Origin of the sequence: Rhizobium phaseoli (assembly GCF_001664385.1) — a bacterium.
In the GTDB taxonomy this organism is placed as follows: Bacteria; Pseudomonadota; Alphaproteobacteria; order Rhizobiales; family Rhizobiaceae; genus Rhizobium; species Rhizobium phaseoli.
Map to the genome: position 1 here is coordinate 3,095,274 of NZ_CP013532.1, position 20,035 is coordinate 3,115,308.

Consider the following 20,035-nt stretch of genomic DNA (forward strand, 5'->3'; position numbering starts at 1 on the left):
ATGTGCCTTCCAACGGACTCCAGTGTGCTTGTTCAGCCCTTCAACTGTGACAGCAGCATTGGAGGCACCGCCTCCCGCAGTCGCCATGTCACGTTAATTGGGTTCTCGCCGGACCAGGCCCCGAAATCCACTTCGCCGCAATAAATGAAAGGTGCCGGTTTCGACCCGATCTTCTTGGTCTTGCGAACCAACAGATGGATATGAAGACCGAGCGCTTGGTGGTCGCGGATCATCTCGCCATGCTTCGATCGTTGTCTGGTCCTGTTCTGGCTTTGCCAGGAGAATTCCGTGGCTGAGACGAAGAGATCGGTATAGCGGTGCTCGTTCATCATCCCTTCCTTCTCCAACGTGACCATAACAAAGATGTGAGGCGGTTTTGGCACGAAACCAGCGTTCCACGTCGCCTGATCGAAGGTTAGTCCGAAGGCCGAAGGGATGGCGTCGCGTGAATAGCGCTCCCAAAGTCGCAGGCCGGCCTGTGCTTGGCCCTGTGCGCCCATTGGCTCCATTCGCCAGGAATCATTCTGGAACCGGAGGCGGACACGATCGGCTTTGCCCGGCAGTCCTGCATCGTCGCCGAACCATCCGCGCAGGATGGCGGGTAACTGGTTGGATGGCTCGCCGACTCTCCGCACAACATTTATCGCGATCTTAGCGACCGTCGCTTCCATCGGCTGATCGTTGACGACAACGTCCAATGGACCTTCGGGTAACTGTCCTGCCCCGTCCGTCGTCGCGAGGAACAGGATAGGCTGTCCGCTCGCGTTTCGGGCGACGCGGCAAACCGAGTCCGTCAGTTCACTGGTGCCACCGCTTCGGCTCAGATATTGCGCGAGACGCCAATCGAGGATTTCCCGCAGCAGATGGCCGAAGGTCTCCCTATCCCGTGGCGAGCTCGCCAAGCCGAACTGGCCCCCATCCAGAACGAAATAGGGAGCGCCGTTGCCATCCCGCAGCTTCGTCAGGACATCTATCGGGAACTTGAGCAGCAGCGCTTTGAGTGCCGCCCGATTGGCTAGATCGACAGAAAAATCCTGCTGGAGCTTGTGAATGCGGGAGGCCAGCCGCGCTACCCGCTCGACGATCTCGTCGACGGTGCAGCGGTCCTGCACAGTTTCGTCGTCGAACAATGCCAGCGTCGTCACGAGCTTGTAGCTCCGGGTAAGTTCGGTCTTCTCCATCTCCTGGAACAATTCCCGATGCTCCGACCAGGTCGCTTGCTCCAGATCATCCAACCCGCGCATACGTTCCACAAAACTGAGCCAGGAACGTTCGCTGCTACTTCTCGGATTGTTGCCTGAGTGGAAAACCTCGGACGCCGTCGGCCGGACGCCATGCCGCTCCAGGAAGTCGCGGTAGAAATCTTCCAGCGCGTTCTCCGTGCTGGCTGGTTTGACCAGCACGCGCAGTATATCGATCGCCGCAAGATCGTAGGTCACTTCGCAACCGGTCGGCAGACTGACCTCATCGCTTTGCAGCCTTTCCAGAAGCTCGCGGATGCGACCGTTGGACGATGCATCGACTTCGGCGATAGAGGCGATCGCGCGAAGCTTGGTGAGGAAGATACGATGGTTGCCAATATAGTCGATGACGACGAGATGATCCTTGTTCGCAGACCTTCGCAACCCGCGGCCGAGCTGCTGCAGCCAGATGATGGTCGATTCCGTCGGCCGCAGCATCAGCACGGTGTCGATGCTCGGAATGTCGACGCCTTCATTGAACATGTCGACAGCAAACACCACCTCGACTTCGCCCGCTTCTAGCCTCTGTAGTGACGTCGCCCGCGGTGCCGAATTGCTTCCGGCATGAACGGCGACGGCTGAGACGCCATGCCGATTGAAGAAGTCGGCCATGAAATCGGCATGCGTCTGGGAGCAGCAGAAGCCGATGCACTTGTTGCCGCCTCGCAGAAGATATTGTTCGAGCGCGTTCTGCGCGCGTGCTTCCGTGGCGACGGCGGCGGTAAGTTCGGCCAGGTCGAACTGGGTGCTGCGCCAGGGGATGTTCCTGTAATCTACGTTGTCCGGAACACCGAAATAGTGAAAGGGGCATAGATGCCCGCCGTCGATCCCAAGATGAATGCCTGCCTGGAAAACGAGATTCTCCTGGCATAGGCCGAGAAGATCGGCCCCATCGCTCCGCTCTGGCGTCGCCGTAAGTCCGAGGAGGAACTTCGGCTCGAAATGATCGATGATCCGTCGATAGGTGCTCGCCGCAGCATGGTGAAACTCGTCGATAACGACATAGTCGAAGGCGTCCGGTCGGAACTGTCTGATCCGGTTGGCCTTGCCGAGCGTCTGAACGGAGGCGAAAAGGAGATCGACGTCCGAATCCTTGTAATCGCCAGACAGCCTGCCGATCCGCGCTGTCGGCCGGACACGCCGGAACGTCTCGACGGCCTGGTTGAGAATTTCCTCGCGATGGGCGACGAAGAGGATGCGACGATATTCGATGCGATTACTGTCGAAGGCCGCCAGCCAAGTCTTGCCGAGACCCGTTGCGAGAACCATGAGCCCCGCAGTGAACCCGTCCTGCCGCGTCCGCTCAAGTGCTGCGAGAGCCTGCTGTTGGACGGTGTGGGGTTCGGGAGCAGGCAGCGGCGGCTCGTATGCAACCCCCGCATCCTTGAAACCCAGCGGATTCCTTCGGTTGTCGTAGTGGTCGATCCACTCGGGCGTGACGGCCGAGGCGTTATATGAATTGAAGAGGTCCTCGAAGCTATCGGTGATCTGGGGGAAGGCCGACCGGTCGTGGCTCGAAATGACCTTGTAGTTCCACTCGATCGATGTGGTGAGCGCTGCTTCCGACAGGTTGGAACTGCCGACGAATGCCACACCCTCCCTGTCCGACAAGAAGATATAGGTTTTGAGGTGAAATCCCTGCGCCGCGGCCTCGAAAACCCGAAGCGTCAGGTCGCCTTCCAGATCGGCCAGCCGCCGCAGCGCCATGGGCTCGGTCACGTCCATATAGTCGCCAACGAGAATTCTGGCGCGTCCGCCACGGGCCAGGAAGTCCTTCAGATGCTCGACTATCAACCTTGCGCCACTGTCCAGCAGGAACGCCACAGCAATGTCGCAGGCGTCTGCCTGATCCATGTGCAGGACGAGGTGGGGCAGAAGGTGATCGCTTCCACCGGTGACGAGGCGCTTCACCGCGTCGGTGCTGCCGAACTCCTCGACCAAATAGTTGGCCTTGTGCGGAATGACCTGGCGAACGCCGCCTCTCGGATCATCGACGTCGCCGAGGTAGCGTGGAATGACATGCAGGTGGAAATGGAAGATCGTCTGGCCCGCGGCCTCCGCCAAATTGAAGCCGACGTTGTAGCCGTCAGGTTGATGCTGGCGTTCGATCTCAGCCTTTGCGCGGTCGATGCTTCCCCAGACGGCATGCCTTTCGTCCTCGGAGAGATCATCCCATGTCGCCGCATGCCTTCGTGGAACGATGAGCAGATGCCCCGGAGATACCGGGAAGCCATCCCATAGTGCGACGACATGATCGTCCATGAAGACGATTCGCTTCAACTCCGCGGTGCAGAAGGGACATTGAGTCATCCGCGCACTATGGGCGGCGTGATCGACGCAGCCCAGGACGGCTGATGCTTTTCCACATATTGATTTTCGAGGGTCTGGAGCCCTGCTCGGCACCTGGCGACCTTCCAGAAGAGGAGCGATGAACTGCAGTTCGGTGCTGAGAAGAAGCAGAGCGGCTAGAAGGCACCACTTTAGGCAGGTAGCGGGCTGACGCTCTAGTGGGTAGCACCCGACGAGGTTCGCGACTCGGCGGTAACCGCAACCACTGTGTCTTGTCTGGATTCGGCGTCGGCCACAAACTCTCTCGTAGCCGTAGCCGGACAGGGCCGCCTCCAGCGCAGGCGCTCACACTTTGACGCTAAGGCCCTGTCTTTTGGCGCAATCCTGCCAAGGCGATAGTCGGCCTTGGCGAACATGATGCGGCTGGCAACTACTCGCGTAGTGTATCCGCGACAAGGGCGTTGGCATGACCGTGGCCCATGCCGTGCTCTTGCCTGAGCCAAGCCACAAGCTCCATGTGCTTCTTTCCGCTTTGGCCACGGATGAGGTCTTTCCACTCTGCAATGGGACGGCCATACTTGGCCTCGATAGACGGAAAATAAGAAGCCGGACCCTTGACTGAATCTGTTGCCATGATTTCTCCTAAACGTCAGTTGGAATAGGTATAGCTCAGCGGATGCGCTGTCATCACCGATAACCGCTTATAGCGCTTCTGTGGCGAGGACCTCTGCCACAGGAGGAACTTCGAGAGCAGCTTTAATCTCGTCTGTGTCGAAGTAAAATGGCGTTGCCTCGATCAGCAGTCCCTCCTGAAATCTTAACAGTTGAGCGAATGGCTGAGAGACTGAAATACCTGTTTTTCGAGAGACCATCCGCAATGTACAGGAGACGTGCATGCTAGCAGGAGGGCCAGAACAGGTTAGGTTCTCGACCTCGAACGTGCTAAACGTCTCACTCATCAGATGCATAAGCTCGGCTACTCCGGCTAATCCCCTCCAATCTCCTGCGTAGGGAACCGACGTCGGCTCGTGAACAACAACTTCAGTGTGGAATGCTTCTGCCAAGATGACGGAATCCTTCCCCTTGGACGCCATGAAAGCCATTTCCACATCGAACATCTTCTCCAGTATCTGCATCGATGAGAGGGGATTATCTTGCTGCATAGTAAGCCCATTGGTTGTGAATGAAGAACGGACGCAGTGCTAGTTGGGACGGAGGGTTCGTGCCACCCGTTTCCTGCTTGCTCAAAATGACCTCTGTCTTCAACTGTCGGCGGGGAATGGCACGATAAGCCGAACTGCAACAGAGTCGTTTTTCCGCAGCATGGTAGTTGCCGCCCACCTAATGTCCGGTGTTGGCGCATTCTGGCCATCAATGTCGTAGCGGCATTTTTCGGAATGGCAATCAAGCCTGGTCAATGTGCGAGGAAAGCACCGCTTACGTTTCTGGGGTGAGTTAGCCAATGAGATCGTCACCTGGAAACAGGGTTATTCTGAAGCTAACTGAGACCAGACTGAAGAAGACAGGCCGCAGTGCCAAGTCTTGAAGATTAACTCGGCCACTCTAGAGCGACTTGGTCGCATGAGTCATTGCAGGAACCCTGTTGCTCGACATAGCCTCACAGGTGCGTGCGAACTAAGAGGCCACCATGAAGCTATGTCAGCCTCCACCTTTTTGAGAGGAGGCTGACATGCCGCGCGTGCCGCAATTCGTATGCAGCAGGCTTCCAGTCTGGTATGTGAGCCAGTTCCTGAGCACTGGCGTATGTAGCCCGCTTGGACGACGAGGCGCTCTGGCCGAGGCCGAAATAAACCTTCACCTTATCAGCGTACGGCAGGTTCGACGCACCCGAATTCTTACGGCCAGTCAGCAACACAAGATTGCCAAGCGTGTTGGTAACGCGCTCGCGCTCAATCTCCTCGAACTCGGTCCATCCTTCGCCCGGATTTTGCGGCAAGATGTGCTCGACCGTCTTGTGGCCGGGCCAATTGACAGGTTGTTCTCCCAGCAGACGGTCCAGGCGCTCAAGGATTGCACGCACGACACGGGTTGGAAACCTTCCGTAGAGCGGACCGCCAAGGGCATCACGTCCCTCCTGAGCCTCTTCGGGCGTCAGGCCCAGCGACTTCTCGAGTTCGATTGGCTGAAGGTTCAGGGCTTTAAGAACCTCGACGTATCGGTTCATACGCTGCGTATCGTAACGCCGAGCAAGCTGCATCATCCAGGCCATGCCTTCGAGTCCCTCGAGCGTTCGAATGAGCATCTCCGGCGGCAACCGGAGCGATGCGGCAAGTGCGACCGGCACCCAATCCTTGTTTGGCACCAAAGAAAGCCCTGCCAAAGCCTCCGCGGCGGCGCCCTGTACAGACTCCGGAAATGACGATACATCGCCCTCGATTATTCGAGCGTAATGAATCTTTGCTGGGGCAAGTTCATCGTCCAGGAACTGCCTGACATCATCGGCGCTGCTGTTTTTGAAGCGCTCCGAATAGGCGTCGCTCAACGTGCGCCGATTTTTTCCTTCTTCGTTGATGAACCGCAGCGTCTCCAAAAGACCTTCAAATTCTTGCCGGCCCAACTCGTTTTCATAATTGCGCCAGCGTTGTGCCTGATGCTTCATTTCCTGTTCGTCTTTGAACTTGCCTAACAAATCCGCTTTGATGACGTCGGCGTTGGACAGGTCTAGTCCGCGATCGTTGAGTACCTTGAAGATGCGGAGCGCGGCCGTCCTTGACTCGGTGCTCACAACGACGACCACGCACTTGTTGATCAAGAACGTGACCAGTGACTGGCGCACGTTTTCTGGCAAATCCCGCAGCATAGTTCGAAGGGCTTTTGCATTTGCCCACATATTCTTCTGCGCCTCGGTCTTAGGGCTTTCCGAGGGCCCTTCTTTCCCAGTCGCGCCGGGACGCTGGATTGATTCTTTGAAGAAAACCCGGTCGTCTTCGTGAGCCTTAAGGCGAATTGCTTCCTGCTGCGCGAGGAAGGCGTTCGGTTCTATATAAACAATGGAATCGAGGGCCGCGCGCTCCTGCGGTGCAGTAGCCAGGTCTCTAAGGACAGCGCCCAGAATTGTCACGGTTGTCAAGCGTTGCTGTCCGTCAACGACCTGCCCTATGATCTCGCCCTTGGGCTTTATGAGTACGATGCTTCCGAGAAAATAAGGTTCATCCGTCGCATGATCCATCGCTTCCAGAAGATCGACTAGGAGTTGCTCTGCTTCTTCGGTCCGCCAAGCGTATGGCCGCTGATAGGCAGGTATCTCGTGGAGAAACTTATCTCCGAGGACTTCAAAAACGGTATGTTGGTGAGCGGTGATCAAAGTGGCGTCCTCGCACGCGTATCCATCGATGGCGTTGATATACACAATCAGCGCTTGATTCTCACCCGGTATCAGTCAATGAGCGCTCACACTTTGCTTCCTCAACAAGGCCCCAAGCATGCCGAGAAGGCACCTTAGAAGACGGCCAGCATGGGTGTGCTTGATGACCTTCTCAGGTACATTTCAGAACGTTGCCGGTCCCAATTTCCAACGTGAAAATGAGGAAATCGGAATAGCCCTTAGTTTGCATGCTCATTGGCCCGCGGGGTTCCTCCGATGGGCGCTCGCCGACGGTGATGTTAGAGAGCGAGTCAGCCCGATACGGTCCAAATCCGCAATTGGAGTGGTCTCGCCAAGGGCGGGTAAGCCCAACACGACGTGTTACCCCCAAGATGATTTGCCGGCTGAGCACCTGAGGCTTCTCAGGCTCCGGATGGACTGCCGCATTCGACTGTCTTCCGCCCCCATGCTTTTCCATAGGGCTACTTGCCGATTTCGATCTGCTCTACGAGAAAGCTGCTGGATGGCGACCATGACCAGCGGATGACTTCGAATGGGAGGACTTCGCCCCTGTCCCGCCAAATCTGAAAAATGTTCTTGTTGCAACTCTTGTCGATCATTTATTGCATCCTAAACGTCTTCTAGCCGGCCGGCTCGTCCTCTTCTGCGCCACCAAAAATATCGAGAAGGAGTTCGGGATTCGAGCCCTCTCCGCGCAGTTCTTCAAGAGTCTGCTCGAGGATACGACCGTATTTGGCGAGGGGCTTTGCCCTACTTCTGTGGGCGAGATCATCGAGCGTTGCTTCGACAGCCTGACCAAGACGATCTGCCATGGGATCCTGGCCGATGACGAGTGCGAATGGCTCGCGGAGCCGATAACGCAGCAGACCGACCAGAAGCAACGGAGCATACTGGAATCGGGTATATGTCGAGCCTAGATTTTCCTTGAACTCTCTAAGAACGCGCTTCGCAATCCGCTCTGCTTCGGTCCTGTTGACGAGCCGAGGAGCGACTTCGGAACGCGACAGGAGAAATGCCATCGCGGCCGTTTCCTTCTGCCATTTCCACGTATCTATCGTCCTAGACAGCATCGTGCGGATGGCTCGAAGCTCGTAGGCCTCGCCGCTGGCGATACGACCCAGTCCCTGGTACGCCAGCTTCCAATGGCTGCCCATCTTGAAGATCGGGTGGCCGCCTCGCTCCTCCTGATCCCACGCATCTAATAGCCAGGCGGAGACCTGCTCAGGACAGCGTCGGAAGAGCCAAGTCAAGAACCGGAGGGAATCCGTACCGTCCCTGCGCTGATCGATCTTGTGGCGGACATCCTCCACCGCTCGCTTGATAAGCCTGTCCAGTTGCGCGACGGCCTCCTGCCCGATACCGGGCGGAATCTCGCCGTCGCTGGAGATCGCGTAACGCCCGGCAGGCCTCGCCGCCAAGCGTTTTGCCAACGCCGTCCAGTCTACCGCGCTCGCCGTGACATTTTTTGACAGCAGCGTAAGAAGTCCGTCGCCGCGAGGGTTGTCGTTCCAAGAATCCGGCCCGCACGGTAGCACCAGACGTCCGGGAACCGTTGGCTGCGATCTCTTGAACCCGTCGAGGAGATCCTCCCATCGGGTCGGTAGCTCCGCAGCGCCGTCCCAGTCGATTTGAAACTGATTGCCGAGTTTCTGTACATGTACGAGGATCTTGGCGCGCCCGGACGCCGGGCTCTGCTCCACCCATAGATCGACCGGCGTCGCTTCAGTGACTTTCGTACCGATGACGACTTGGGCTTTTCGAGGAAGGTCCGCAGTTTCCTTGCGTAGGAAGATCGAAAACCGATCCTGGCCCGCCTGAATTGCCAGACGCGCGGGCGACGGACTCCGATAAACAGACCCAGCCGGCAGCGTGGATTCGGGATCGATGAGATCAAAGTTCTCCGCTGCATCGCGGCGCTGAACGATCGTCGAAATCTGCGGGAGAAAGTCGAAATACACCGGCTCGCGTCTGCTAAGGCGTCGAGCCGCCGTCAACGCTCCCTGTGCCACCGCGGTCGCGGCCAAACGCAGCGGTGATCTTCCCACGGCGTTAGCCGCACGTGCAAAGAGGCCCTCGCTTAATGCGCCCTCGGTCAAAGTCTCGAACAGCACGACGTCGCATCGTTGAAATTCTTGGGACATGTCGGGCGCTGCTGGGAGACTGCCGACAGGCATTTCCATCGGCGGATTCAGAACCTCCCAGGATCCATTCTTCAAACGGAGCACTTCAGGGGTAGCCTCGACGCCGATAGTAAGACGACCGTGCGCGCGAGCCCACTCCAGATGCTCATATCTATCACTCTGCGAGGCGTTCAGCACCGCGTCTCTGGCTCGAAGAGCAAGACCGTTGTATCCAAGGTCCGAAGCCGTCAGCTTTCCCACCGCCCGTCGTTCGGGCGCCAGAAGGGACTGACCACGGCTGTTCTCCCGGCGGATACGAAGCTTCTGGACAGTGAAGCCGTCGGCGACGTGACTGATGATCCCGACCAATTGCCCATGCTCGATCGCCCCTAGCTCAATGGCATGCAATGCCGCTAGCACCGAGCGCCACACCAGCAGCGGAGTGGCGTTTCTCGCCTTCCGCAATGCGGCAAGCAATCGCTCCTGCTGCAGCTCGCTGACGCCTGGATGATCGTCCAAGCTAGTGACGCCGAAGTCTGCATGTGGTGCAATGCCCCGGAACGCTGCCGACAACTGCTCGACGGACCCCTCGCCGGAAATAAGGCTCCGCACCCTCGCACGCTTGCCGGCTCCGCCTACGTTTCCCCAGCCGTCTCCAAGACCGTGCGGAGCGAGTGCCGCCTGCGCGCCCCCGACGAAGCCTGAATTGGCCTTTGCACCAGTCACAACCACGACACTGTTCAGACCGCCATCCACGATCGACGACGGCACCTCCCGCTCTTCGCCGTCCGCCAGCACCTCCCAGTTTCGCGCCGCGGAGTCGCGCCAGCCATTCAGATCAAAGCCCGTGAGCTTCTTCATGGCCCAGCTCTATAAATTTCGCTGCGCGCGAACGCTCTGATCGCTTCCAGTCCGCTTCGAAGACCGTCTCCGAACGCTTCGAATGCGATTGCGTCGACATGGGTCCGCGGGCCGGTGGCGGAGTGCTTCTCGAATTGTCCATGGGAGGGCGTAATGATTAGTCCATTACGGAGAACCTCCGTCTGTGCGAACGGTTGAATGTCAGCCAGACGATCGTTTGCCCGAAGGACGGCTTGCGAGAGATCAAATCTTTCCATCGTGTGCGGAGTCCACACCGCCACTCGCCTTGGCAGCTCCGCTCGCGAGACATCGGTGATGCGTAGCGAGACGTGAGCTCGCGCCAGTGCTAGAAGCGTGCCGGACGCTTCGGGCCGGGCCTGGACTTCGACGATGCGCCCGCTGTTCTTGAGCCAGAACACCGCAATAGGGCGATCCTGCTCGAACCATCGGCCAAGTGATGCCTCTGCACGCCAGACAATCGGCGACTGTGCGACGAGTTCGGAATCCTCGAGCTCGTCGATGGCAAGTACCATGGCGAGGACTGCAAAGTCCGTCCATGTTTCGGCCTGCCACGCCCATAGGTCATCGAGCACCTTGTCCTCTTCCAGCAGCCGCCGCCATGCCTCGTAGATCGCCCGATAGCCGGGATCCTGGATGAGGACGTAATTCGGAACGATGCCGGTGTCGGCGACGCGGACTTCGAGCTCTGCGAGCATGCGGGCGAACGTCTTGCAGAAACGGCCGAACGCGTCGACTTCCAAATAGCGTTTGCTAGCCTTGGCGCGGGGATGCTCCTGCATCCATTCTCTGGCGACGTCCGAAGCGAGGCGGGCATAGGCATGAAGAACCCGATTTTCGGGCGTGTCGAAGTTCTCCCTTCGAACGGTTGCGAGAATTCGCTGGCTGGCCCCCGCTCTTTCGGCGATGTTACGCCCAGGCTGGCGCACCAGCCAGCGCATCGACGCCCTGTCCATCTCCTGCACGCGGTCGAGCGGAACGAGTTCGCGGCTTCGCCGAAGTACCCGGCGAATTCGCGGTTCGAGGGCCTTCAGTCTCGGAAGCACGTCCTCGGCCTGACGTACGATTTCCGCCATTCGGGGGTCTTCTTCATTTTCGGCTCGCTCCCACGCGAGCCGCAACCGCGACCAGACCGAGATCGGGTCCTCCAGCGCCTCTCCGAGTTCCTGCACACGGGCAAGAACTTCGTTCATCCTGCGAAGCAGCTCGCGCGCCCTGACTTCTTCCGGCGTCTCATGCTCTTTCGCCGTTCGCGGACGAACTGGAAATCCCTGACGGAGAGGATTGGGCGCGTAGCCGCCCTTGGGATAGGGATGTAGAATTAGCTCGCGCACGCCGTCGCGCAACTGCGTTCGCATGAGGCGGGCATGCCCGCCCTTACGCGGAGCGTCGCCTGCGATTTCGCTGACCAGGCAATCGCTGGGTCCGAAGCTTTCCAACCCTGAACGATCCCACGGGCGCCCCAGATGTAGCATCAGCGGCTGACCCCGTTCCAAACAAACTGACCGGCGCCATCCCGCGCTGTTTGGATCGAGGCCTCGATGGCCTGTGCAAGCGCGTCGTCCTGTAGATCGTCGGACACGAAGGACTTGAGCTTGCCGAAAGCAAAGTCGTTGGCGTCGACCTCCAATCCTCGCAGCTTGGGCAAAAGACGCATCTCGATCTGGTCTGCAAGAGGAATGCGAACGTCACCGCCGCGGCCAGGATAGTTAGCTACATAGGCCATGATGGCCCGGCCGAGACGATGCCCGAAGGGCCGCTTAAAGTCCGTCATGACTTCGACCATGCGCTCGATACGGGATGTAACCGCTGCGTCGCCTTCTACGTTGGAAACCGACCGGACCCAGCTTCGCCAACGCTTGGCCGACAGTGCCTCGGGCTCCGGCGACTTGCCCGACTGGGCGCTCGTATGAATTCGCTTCGGGGCCGAGAACCTGATGACGTTGGCCCGGTCGACTACCTTGTCCGAGAGGGATTGCGTGCTCTCGTCTTCGTTCATCGTGCCCGCAAACAGCAGATTGTATCCGGGGAAGATGCGTGGCGGATTCTTGCTTCGCGGCATCGGGATCTCGAGTTCGATTTCCGCATCCTTGCGGAGGGACCGTTCGCCCGTCCTGTCGCTGCTCGGCCGGCTTTCCAAACGGCTTAGGAAGTCCGAGAAATAGTATTCGATGCGGGCGAGGTTCATTTCGTCCAGAAGGACCATCATCATCCGGTCCTGGAATTCACTCTTGGTATTGTTGATGGTGTCAAGCTGATAGAGTGCGCGGGCCATGTCGGTCGGACGAAACCGCTTTTCGATGTAGTTGTAGAAGCCCATCAGATCCTGCGGGCTATCCCATCTGGGTTGTACGGGCACCTGTAGGAAGCCGATCCCCATCGCGGCCGCGTATTGTCTCGGAAGCTGGCTTTTGCCTGTGCCGGAAATGCCTGCAAGGACGGCCATCTGCGTGGTCTCGTTCGTCTTCATCGCAGTATGGAACGCCATGACTGTACGGTCCGGGTATTGCAGCCCGTTTTCGCTGAGACGTCGCTTGACGCGGGTGATGGCTTCGTCCTCGTTCTCGCCCGCTCGTTCCGGCCAGATCTTCATGTGCTCGAGCACCGGCGGAAGAGCGATGAGTTCCTTGATGCGATCGTCGTCATCTTCTCCGCCGGACCCAGAACCTGCCGCCTCGCCGATGTTATCCTCAAGCCTCGCGAGCTGGGCCATGAGCGAGGACCTGCGTTCGTCGAGCTTGCCGATCTCGCTCTCGATGGCCATGGCCCGTTCTTCGGACGCCGCTGCTCGGGCCGCCGCCTGCGTAAGCTCCGCACGCACGGTCGCGACGGCCTGCTGTTCCGCAGCCAGCGCTTCCCGCGCGACCGCCAGTTCGCGGGTCGCAACTTCCAGCCTTCCCTCGTCCTGCGCCACGGCCCGTGCGAGCTCCGACGCCGTGGCCTCAAGATATTGCACGCGCTCCTGCGCTTCGGAGAGGCGGGCCGCTTCCGACCGAAGTTCTCCCAGCCTGGCTTCGAGCGCCGCATGCTCCCGCTTCATCTCGTCGTTGGCGGCAAATAGGCGTTCGGCCGCCGCCAGTCGCTCCCGAACGGCCTCGAGGTCGGCACGACCCGTTGCCAGGTCGGACTCGACAGCGAGTTTTTCGTTGATCTTCTCTTCGATTTCTTCGCGCACCGCCCGCACTTCCGCACGGCGCTCGTCCTGCTGGAGCCACTCCGTTTTGAGATCGTCCAACTGCCGCTTCGTGGCGTCGTAATCGGCCTGGACGTCGGCTATGTTCGCCAACGCCTTCCGCCGCTCCGCCAGATCGCTTTCGATATCCGAAAGCGCGTTTCGCTTCTGTTCGATACTCACGATCAGAGCCTCGAGGGTCATCGTAGGGCCGGCGGCCGTAACTGCGCGATCATGGTAGATCGCCAGAATAGTCTGGGCGCCGATCAAAGACACAAGCGCAACAGCGGTGAGGACTAGAAGCAGTATGTTTTCCGTGAGCATCGGTGCCTGTCCCTATTCCGCAGTCTTCGGCTGCAACGCCGCCTTTGAAGCCTCCAGCGTCTCGACCTCTTGCATGAGGCTCCCACGTCGCCCGCTCAACTCGGCGACCTTGTTCTTCAACGTTGTCAGCTCGCCCTCTGCAATCTCGATATCCTTGGACACCTGTGAATGCCTCTTCTCGAGATCGGCGACCGATCCCTCAAGAGTGATTTTCTTGCCCGACGTGCGCTCGACCTCCGTCTTGTCGAGTACAAAGCTCGCTTTCGCCGCCTGCAGGCTCGAAACCTCCCTAGTCATTGCATCACGTTGTGCCGTCGCAGAGGCGACGTCGGACCTGATTGAGTCAAGCTGAGCTGTCAGAGCGGGAAGATCCTGACCAGCTTGCGTCAACTTGTCTTCCGCGGCCTTCGCGCGGCCTTCTGCTGCCGCGGCGTCGGCTCTTGCACGTTCGGCCTCTCCTTGAAGCGCCGCCAGCTCGCCCATCGCCTTCGCCCTGCTGGACTCGAGCTGGTTGATTTCCTTTTCGAGACCCGTCCTCTGCTCCTTGAGCTTCGCAAGATCCGCTGAGATCGAAGACGACTCGTCCTTAGATTTCGTTATTTGCTGCTGCAAGGAGCCAAGCTGAGCCTGAAGGGCCGTGGCCTCTCTGGTCTTGTCGGCGATGTTCTTAGTTGCTTCGCCAAGATCGGACTGTGCGGATTTCCTGCGTGCTTCCGCATCCGCTAGCTCCCGCTTCTTGACGTCGAGATCTTCGATTTGCTCGCCTAGGTCCTTTACTTCGGCCAGACGGCGATCGCGCTCTCTTTCCGACGACGTCGCGGCATCGTCGGCGGCCTGCTTCTTTTTCTCCGCGACCTCGATGTCGTCGTTCAGTTCGCCCAGCCGGCTCTGGTTGGCCGTGATCGTCTTCTCCTGAGCAGAGCTTCGCGCCCGCATGTCCGCGAGTTCTCTGGTAGCCTGAGCGGCTTTCGCAATGACATCGGTTGCGGCCGCAGATCGACCTTCGATGTCTTTCAATGCGTCGGATGCCTTGGCGATTCTCTCTTCCTGATCGGCGAGGTCAGCGGCGCTTTTCGCCTTTTGTGCGTTCAGATCTGCGATCGTTCTTCGCTGCGCCTCGGCCTCGGACGTGCTTTTAGATATGTCCGTGAGCACTCCGTCGCGACGGATCTGAGCATCGTCACGCTCTTTGTTGAACCTCGCGATGTCGGTGCGGATCGCGCCATAGGTCTTCTCGAGAGAATCCACCTGAACGATCGCAGCGCCGACGCCTGCGATGGCTATGAGGCCGAGCGCCGCCGAGATGTAGCTGAAGCGCCGAGACTTATGAAAGGTCTTCTGCGACGAGTTCAATGCATTCCTCCAGGTTCCTAGCTAGTTCATCCACCCAGAAGCGGCGTACGCGCCATCCCATGGATTTGAGTTGTTGATCCCGCCAGTGGTCGGCAAGCTTCCTCTTGCCGTCCATGTCCGCATGCCATCGGCGTCCGTCGACTTCCAGATCAAGCTTGATGTCGCCGGCACCGAAGAGGGCAAAATCGAGACGGCGCCCGGCAATCTCGTATTGAGCGATGGGTTCCAGACCCTTGGCCTTCAGCGCGTGATACACGGTGTGCTCCCAGGCGCTGTCGAATGTCCCTTCCGCCACGCGCGGCCTCGGCTCAGTCGCATACGCCGCAAGCTTCTGGAGGCTTTTCACTTTGCCCGAACGCGCAAAAGAAAGATCTCCAAACACGTGTGCCACCGCCCTTGCACGGCTTATCGCAACGTTGAGCCGCCTCCAATCCTTCTGCACGAATGTCAGGGCGCTGGTCGCACTCGCATAGCCAAGGCAAGGCGAAAAGAGGATGAGGTCTCGCTCCTGCCCCTGGAATGAATCCACTGTCCCTACGCGAAACTCGGCGCGGCTCAGCAAATCAGCAGGCAGGGCTGTGCCGATCGCCTCGCTTAGCGCCTGCACTTGCGGCCTAAAGGGCGCGATCACTCCAATGGATCCGGTGTAGCCCTCCTTCACGAGGAGGGTCTCCACCTGCTCTTTGATGGCTGCCACCTCGGCGACGTTCACGTTGCCAACCATCGGCATTGTCGGCCCTTTCACGTCGGCCCACGCAATACCAGGCTTCTGTCCAGCCGGGGGCTTCAGCGTCTTCTCATCGCCCGATACGCGAAGCATCTTTCCATAAAATTGATCGTTGATATAGCTGACGATGTCAGGAGCCGACCGATACTGGTTGCGCAGCATCACCTTTGCGGTCTCCCGCGTTAGGTTCGCAACATCGAAGAGGGACTGTCTGCTCTGTGCGAAACGTCCCATGCTCGTCACGGCCAGTCCCTGTGCCTGCATAAGGTTGCGGTCGTGCGCGACGCCGAGCTGGCTGATGAACGAGAGCTGCTTGTCGTCGCCGACCACGACCGCCCGCTTGGCGCGTGCGAATAACGGCAGGGCCGACGCGACGTCGCACTGGCTCGCTTCATCGAAGATGACGAGATCGAAGAGACCGTCGACAAGAGGTATGCGACGGGGCGCGCCCAACACTGACGCGAGCCACAGTGGCCTGCGCGCGACGATCTTGCTCGCAATCCCACCGGGAAGCGATCGGAAATTCTGCATCAGCTCGAGATTGGCCTTTTCCTTACCGAGTTCGAGCCGCTCCTCTTCCGGCAGAGCGGTACGGTTAGAAAGGATTCGCGGCAAGATGGAGCCGACAACCGCGGCTATTTCCTCTGTCAGGGCGACGGGATCCATTTTTACATCTATCGCTGCAAGCTCTTCCCTGGCCTTTGCCAATGCGGACTTAAGCCGTGGAAGATCGGCGACTTCAAGAGCCGCTTCCTCATGTGCAACGGCGGGTGGCGATCTGCCAAAGATTTTCAGCAGGATGAGCAACATGCGAAGTAGCATGCCGGTGCGCGGAGCTGGTTTCGCCCCGGCCGGCGTTTCACTTTCGCGCTCCTCAATTTCCCGGCTTTCGATCCGCTCGAGGAGATCGGCAACCAAACCGTTCAATCTGCCCTGCTCGTCGAGCTGATCCAAGACCCGAAGCCTAGCCTGACAAAGATTCGTCAGCTTTGAGCGTAGGACTCGGTCGACCTCCGCCCCGCCGCCGGACGGCTCCTGAAGAAGCGCGGAGAGGACATCATCGAATGATCGGTCGATCTCCCTTGCGGGGTCAAGGGTTCTGACCAGAAATTGGGCCTCGCTGGCCATGCCGGACAGGCGTGTCTCCACTGCGTCGAGCGCCTGATGGTTCTTCGAAGCGACTAAAACGCTTCCTCCCGCCGCAAGGACAGAAGCGGCCATCGAGACGATCGCCTGGCTTTTGCCAGTGCCAGGCGGTCCCGTCACTACTGTCAGAGGCGACGTGCCTGAAAGACGAACGGACCGAATTTGCTCGCGGTTTAGCGAGCCTATGTTCACGACTGGCGGCGCTACGTCTGTAACGTCATGCGGAATCCCCAGGATCGGCGCAAGGGCGGTCCTTCCAAGGCGTTCCGTCGACCAGGTGGCGATCGCATCGAGATCCCGTACCGCACCAGTCGTAAACGTGTTGTCGGTGGGAATGAAGACGGCTGCGATGTCGTAGATGCCGACGTTCTCGCTATCAAGCTCGGTCTTCAGCTTGCTTCCAGCGATGGTGCCCTTGAAGTCTCCTGCGACAGCCTCTCGAAGACGGCTTAGAAAATCGTCGCGGCGAAAACCAATGCCTTCCGGCTGAGTGAAGACCTCCCGGAGATCGGCCTCCGTCCAGCCCGCCCTGCGGGCCGCACCCTTTATCCAGTCAGGATTCGGTACGATATCGTCAGTGTCGATGACGATCTCTATATGGCCCGGCTCGCGACGCCACTCGCCGCTTACCAGCCCGACCGGCCAGATGACCGGAGCACCTTGTTTGCGAGCAACCGCGATCGGCCAGCCGATGGCGACAGCCTGATCGTTCGCCTCGCGTTTGAGAAGAGCTTTTCTGAATTCATCGGCCAGGTCGTCAAGAACCACGGAAATCGAAAGTTGCTCGCCGTCTCCCGGCGTAAGCGGTCCCGAACCGGAAATGAGGTGCCATTGGACGCCGTGGCGATCCGGTATCTGCGAGATCGCTCCCCTCGGATCCGCCCGAAGTGCGGACCGGTAGTAGCGCAGGAGAGCGTTGGGATCGACGCCGGCAAACGTCACTTCAGGCTCGGCGATGGCTTCCTGGGCGCGGGTGCGATAAGTCGCGCCGGCTGCCGTCAGCGTGGAGCCGAGCGACGGCGCTGCTTGTCTTCCACCCGTGTTGTCCGGGGCGACTTCCTTCCGGACAAAAGAGGATACGCTTCGCCAACGGCCGTTTCGATCACGACTGATCTTCCCCGCCTCGGTAAGAGCGGAAAGTTCCGCATAAAGCTCCGTGCGCCTGCGAGGATCGAATTCCACGTCCAGCAGAGCAAATAACTCATTGGTCGTCCTACCCATAGGAAAGGACGAGATCGTTCGCAGAAGCACTGACATTAAGTTACGACGCACCCAAATGCGCGTAAATCAAACGCGCATGACTTCACCCTGAGACCAGGTGTGAAGGTGACTAGAACGCATGTCAATGGGTTGCAAAGGCGCAATCCAAGCTCAACTTTGACACGGCCCATTGATAAGACCTGAATGTTCGACGGAGTGTCTTTTGAGTTACGCGGCCAGAACTATCGCTGCAAGAATTCCAACACTGTTGAAAGAAGGCTGTAAGGGCTCTTCGCTCGTCGTGCTCCGGGTGACGAGCATCTAAAGTCGCATGTTCAATAATAATTGTGTGTAACTGCATTGCCGGGTTACTGCAAAGAGCGTTGTGAGCTCTGATCGCCCTTTGCCTTGATGGAGAACTCCCGGTGGAGCAGGAATATATTCAATGGGGACTGTGGGGCGTAGCCGCTGTGGGTTCCATTCTTGCGATGATCGTCGCGTTGGTCGGCGTTAAGCGGCTTTCGCGGGTCGTAGCGAGGCTGGATGAACGCGATGTCCTGGCAAAGCTCGATCGGCTTGAGGCGGCGCAGGAAAAATTGGAGCGTAGCGTTCGAGAGGACCTTCGAACGGCGCGTGAAGAGAGTAGCGCCTCCGCGAAGGATCTTCGCGAGGAAGTCGCCCGAAACATCACCATTCTGGCCGAGGCACTTAGAACACAAGCGACAGAGACCGCGCGGCACCAAAAGGAACATCTTGAGCAGGTCTCTCATAATTTTCGTCAAAATTCAGCGGATACAGCGGCACAGCTTGAAAAGAACCAGAACGCGCTCTTGGTCTCGGTCAAGGAGATTCGAGATCAGGTCGGGAACACCCTGGAGACCATGAAGAACGCCACCGCTGATCAAGCGAAAGCCTTGGGTGAGACGTTGACGATCAGTTTAGATCGTTTCGGCACTAGCCAGCGTGAGCAATCGCAGCAGCTCTTCGAAATACAGCGGAATCAATACGAGGACTTCACGAAGCGGCTTGAGTCTCTCAGCGAGACAAGCGCGAAATCGGGCGAGGCACTGAAGACAAGTCTCGAGAATCAGCTCGGTGTTTTGCGCAAGGAGAACGGCGATAAACTCGAGCAAATGCGGGTAACAGTCGACGAGAAACTCCAGGGGACACTCGATAAGCGGCTTGGGGAATCCTTCAAGATTGTTAGCGAGCGCCTCGAAGCTGTGCATCAGGGTCTTGGCGAAATGCAGCACTTGGCGACCGGCGTTGGCGACCTGAAGCGCGTCCTCACCAACGTCAAATCTCGTGGTGCTTGGGGAGAAGTGCAGCTCGGCGCGCTTCTGGAACAGATCCTAACGCCATCGCAGTACATTGCGAACGCAATGACGTCAGAGTTCGGGAACGAACGCGTCGAGTATGCAATTCGTCTTCCCGGTTCTAGCGAAAGCGAAGAATGCTTGCTTCCAATAGATGCGAAATTCCCCATAGAAGATTATGAGCGGCTGCAGGCCGCCTCAGAGGTCGGCGATGCAGCAGCCGTCGAAGAAGCCTCCAAGGCGCTTGAACTCCGAATCAAAAACTCTGCGAAAGACATTTCCAACAAGTATATCCGGCCGCCTCGGACAACGGATTTCGCGATCCTGTTCCTTCCGACCGAAGGACTCTACGCGGAGGCCATCAAACGGCCCGGCCTTGCAGACGAACTACAGCGTGTGCATCGTGTAGCTGTAGCCGGCCCAAGCACTCTTGCTGCTCTCCTTAATAGTCTGCAGATGGGCTTCCGGACGCTCGCCATCCAGAAACGTTCAAGCGAGGTTTGGCAGGTCTTATCAGAAGTTAAGCTCGAGTTCAGTAAGTTCGGTCCCGTTCTTGAAAAGGTAAAGAAAAAACTTCAGGAGGCTTCCACCCAGCTTGATCATGTAGGTGTTCGCGAGCGCGCTCTGAACAGAAAGCTACGGAACGTAGAAATTCTTGGGGCCAATGACGCCCCTGCTTTACTCGAAAATCTTTGTGATGAACTCGTGCCGAGCGACGACGACTCCGAGGACACGGACACGAGGGTCCTCGCGTAGCCGCCGTGAGGGGCTTTCGTAGACATCGTGGATGTGTAAGCACGGATACCTACTTCACGCAGCCGTCGCCGCCGGCTGGAACCGAGGAAGTGGCTTCGGCACTTGTAAGACGGGCAGACAATCACATACTGGCCCTATAGGCAAACCGCGATCTGGAAAGGGAACT

10 protein-coding genes are annotated in these 20,035 nt (G+C 58.6%); 1 reads left to right on the forward strand and 9 read right to left on the reverse strand.

Annotated elements, in window-relative coordinates; genetic code table 11:
- Positions 1-32: 32 nt before the first annotated feature.
- The 9 genes from AMC88_RS15035 to AMC88_RS15075 all read right to left on the reverse strand — a co-directional run bounded on the left by AMC88_RS15035 (position 33) and on the right by AMC88_RS15075 (position 17,818).
- Positions 33-3,503 (reverse strand): DUF3427 domain-containing protein, encoded by a 3,471-nt coding sequence (locus tag AMC88_RS15035; RefSeq protein WP_064832928.1) that lies wholly within the window; start codon positions 3,501-3,503, stop codon positions 33-35.
- Positions 3,504-3,960: 457 nt separating this feature from the next.
- Positions 3,961-4,164: a DUF4287 domain-containing protein gene (locus AMC88_RS15040; RefSeq protein ID WP_064829972.1), complete on the reverse strand. Its 204-nt coding sequence runs from the start codon at positions 4,162-4,164 to the stop codon at positions 3,961-3,963.
- A 67-nt stretch (positions 4,165-4,231) separates the two neighbouring features.
- Positions 4,232-4,693: a nuclear transport factor 2 family protein gene (locus tag AMC88_RS15045; protein ID WP_237353146.1), complete on the reverse strand. Its 462-nt coding sequence runs from the start codon at positions 4,691-4,693 to the stop codon at positions 4,232-4,234.
- Positions 4,694-5,184: 491 nt separating this feature from the next.
- Positions 5,185-6,900: a DUF262 domain-containing protein gene (locus tag AMC88_RS15050; protein WP_237353147.1), complete on the reverse strand. Its 1,716-nt coding sequence runs from the start codon at positions 6,898-6,900 to the stop codon at positions 5,185-5,187.
- A gap of 596 nt (positions 6,901-7,496) precedes the next feature.
- Complete coding sequence (locus AMC88_RS15055; RefSeq protein WP_064829974.1) at positions 7,497-9,857, reverse strand: hypothetical protein; 2,361 nt, start codon at positions 9,855-9,857, stop codon at positions 7,497-7,499.
- On the reverse strand, positions 9,854-11,314 hold the full coding sequence (locus AMC88_RS15060; RefSeq protein ID WP_237353148.1) for a DUF2357 domain-containing protein: 1,461 nt from the start codon (positions 11,312-11,314) through the stop codon (positions 9,854-9,856). The genes AMC88_RS15055 and AMC88_RS15060 overlap by 4 nt, the downstream gene beginning before the upstream one ends.
- 35 nt (positions 11,315-11,349) lie before the next feature.
- On the reverse strand, positions 11,350-13,371 hold the full coding sequence (locus tag AMC88_RS15065; protein WP_190311516.1) for an McrB family protein: 2,022 nt from the start codon (positions 13,369-13,371) through the stop codon (positions 11,350-11,352).
- Between the two features lie 12 nt (positions 13,372-13,383).
- The gene (locus tag AMC88_RS15070) at positions 13,384-14,724 is read right to left on the reverse strand and encodes a coiled-coil domain-containing protein (protein ID WP_064829976.1); all 1,341 of its coding nucleotides are present in this window, start codon (positions 14,722-14,724) and stop codon (positions 13,384-13,386) included.
- Positions 14,696-17,818: an AAA domain-containing protein gene (locus AMC88_RS15075; RefSeq protein ID WP_237353149.1), complete on the reverse strand. Its 3,123-nt coding sequence runs from the start codon at positions 17,816-17,818 to the stop codon at positions 14,696-14,698. Before AMC88_RS15075 ends, AMC88_RS15070 begins: the two co-directional genes overlap by 29 nt.
- A gap of 404 nt (positions 17,819-18,222) precedes the next feature.
- Here AMC88_RS15075 and AMC88_RS15080 point away from each other — a divergent pair, with 404 nt between their 5' ends.
- Positions 18,223-19,869 carry a DNA recombination protein RmuC gene (locus AMC88_RS15080; RefSeq protein WP_237353150.1) on the forward strand — a complete coding sequence of 549 codons (1,647 nt, stop codon included), beginning with the start codon at positions 18,223-18,225 and terminating at the stop codon, positions 19,867-19,869.
- Positions 19,870-20,035: the final 166 nt, after the last annotated feature.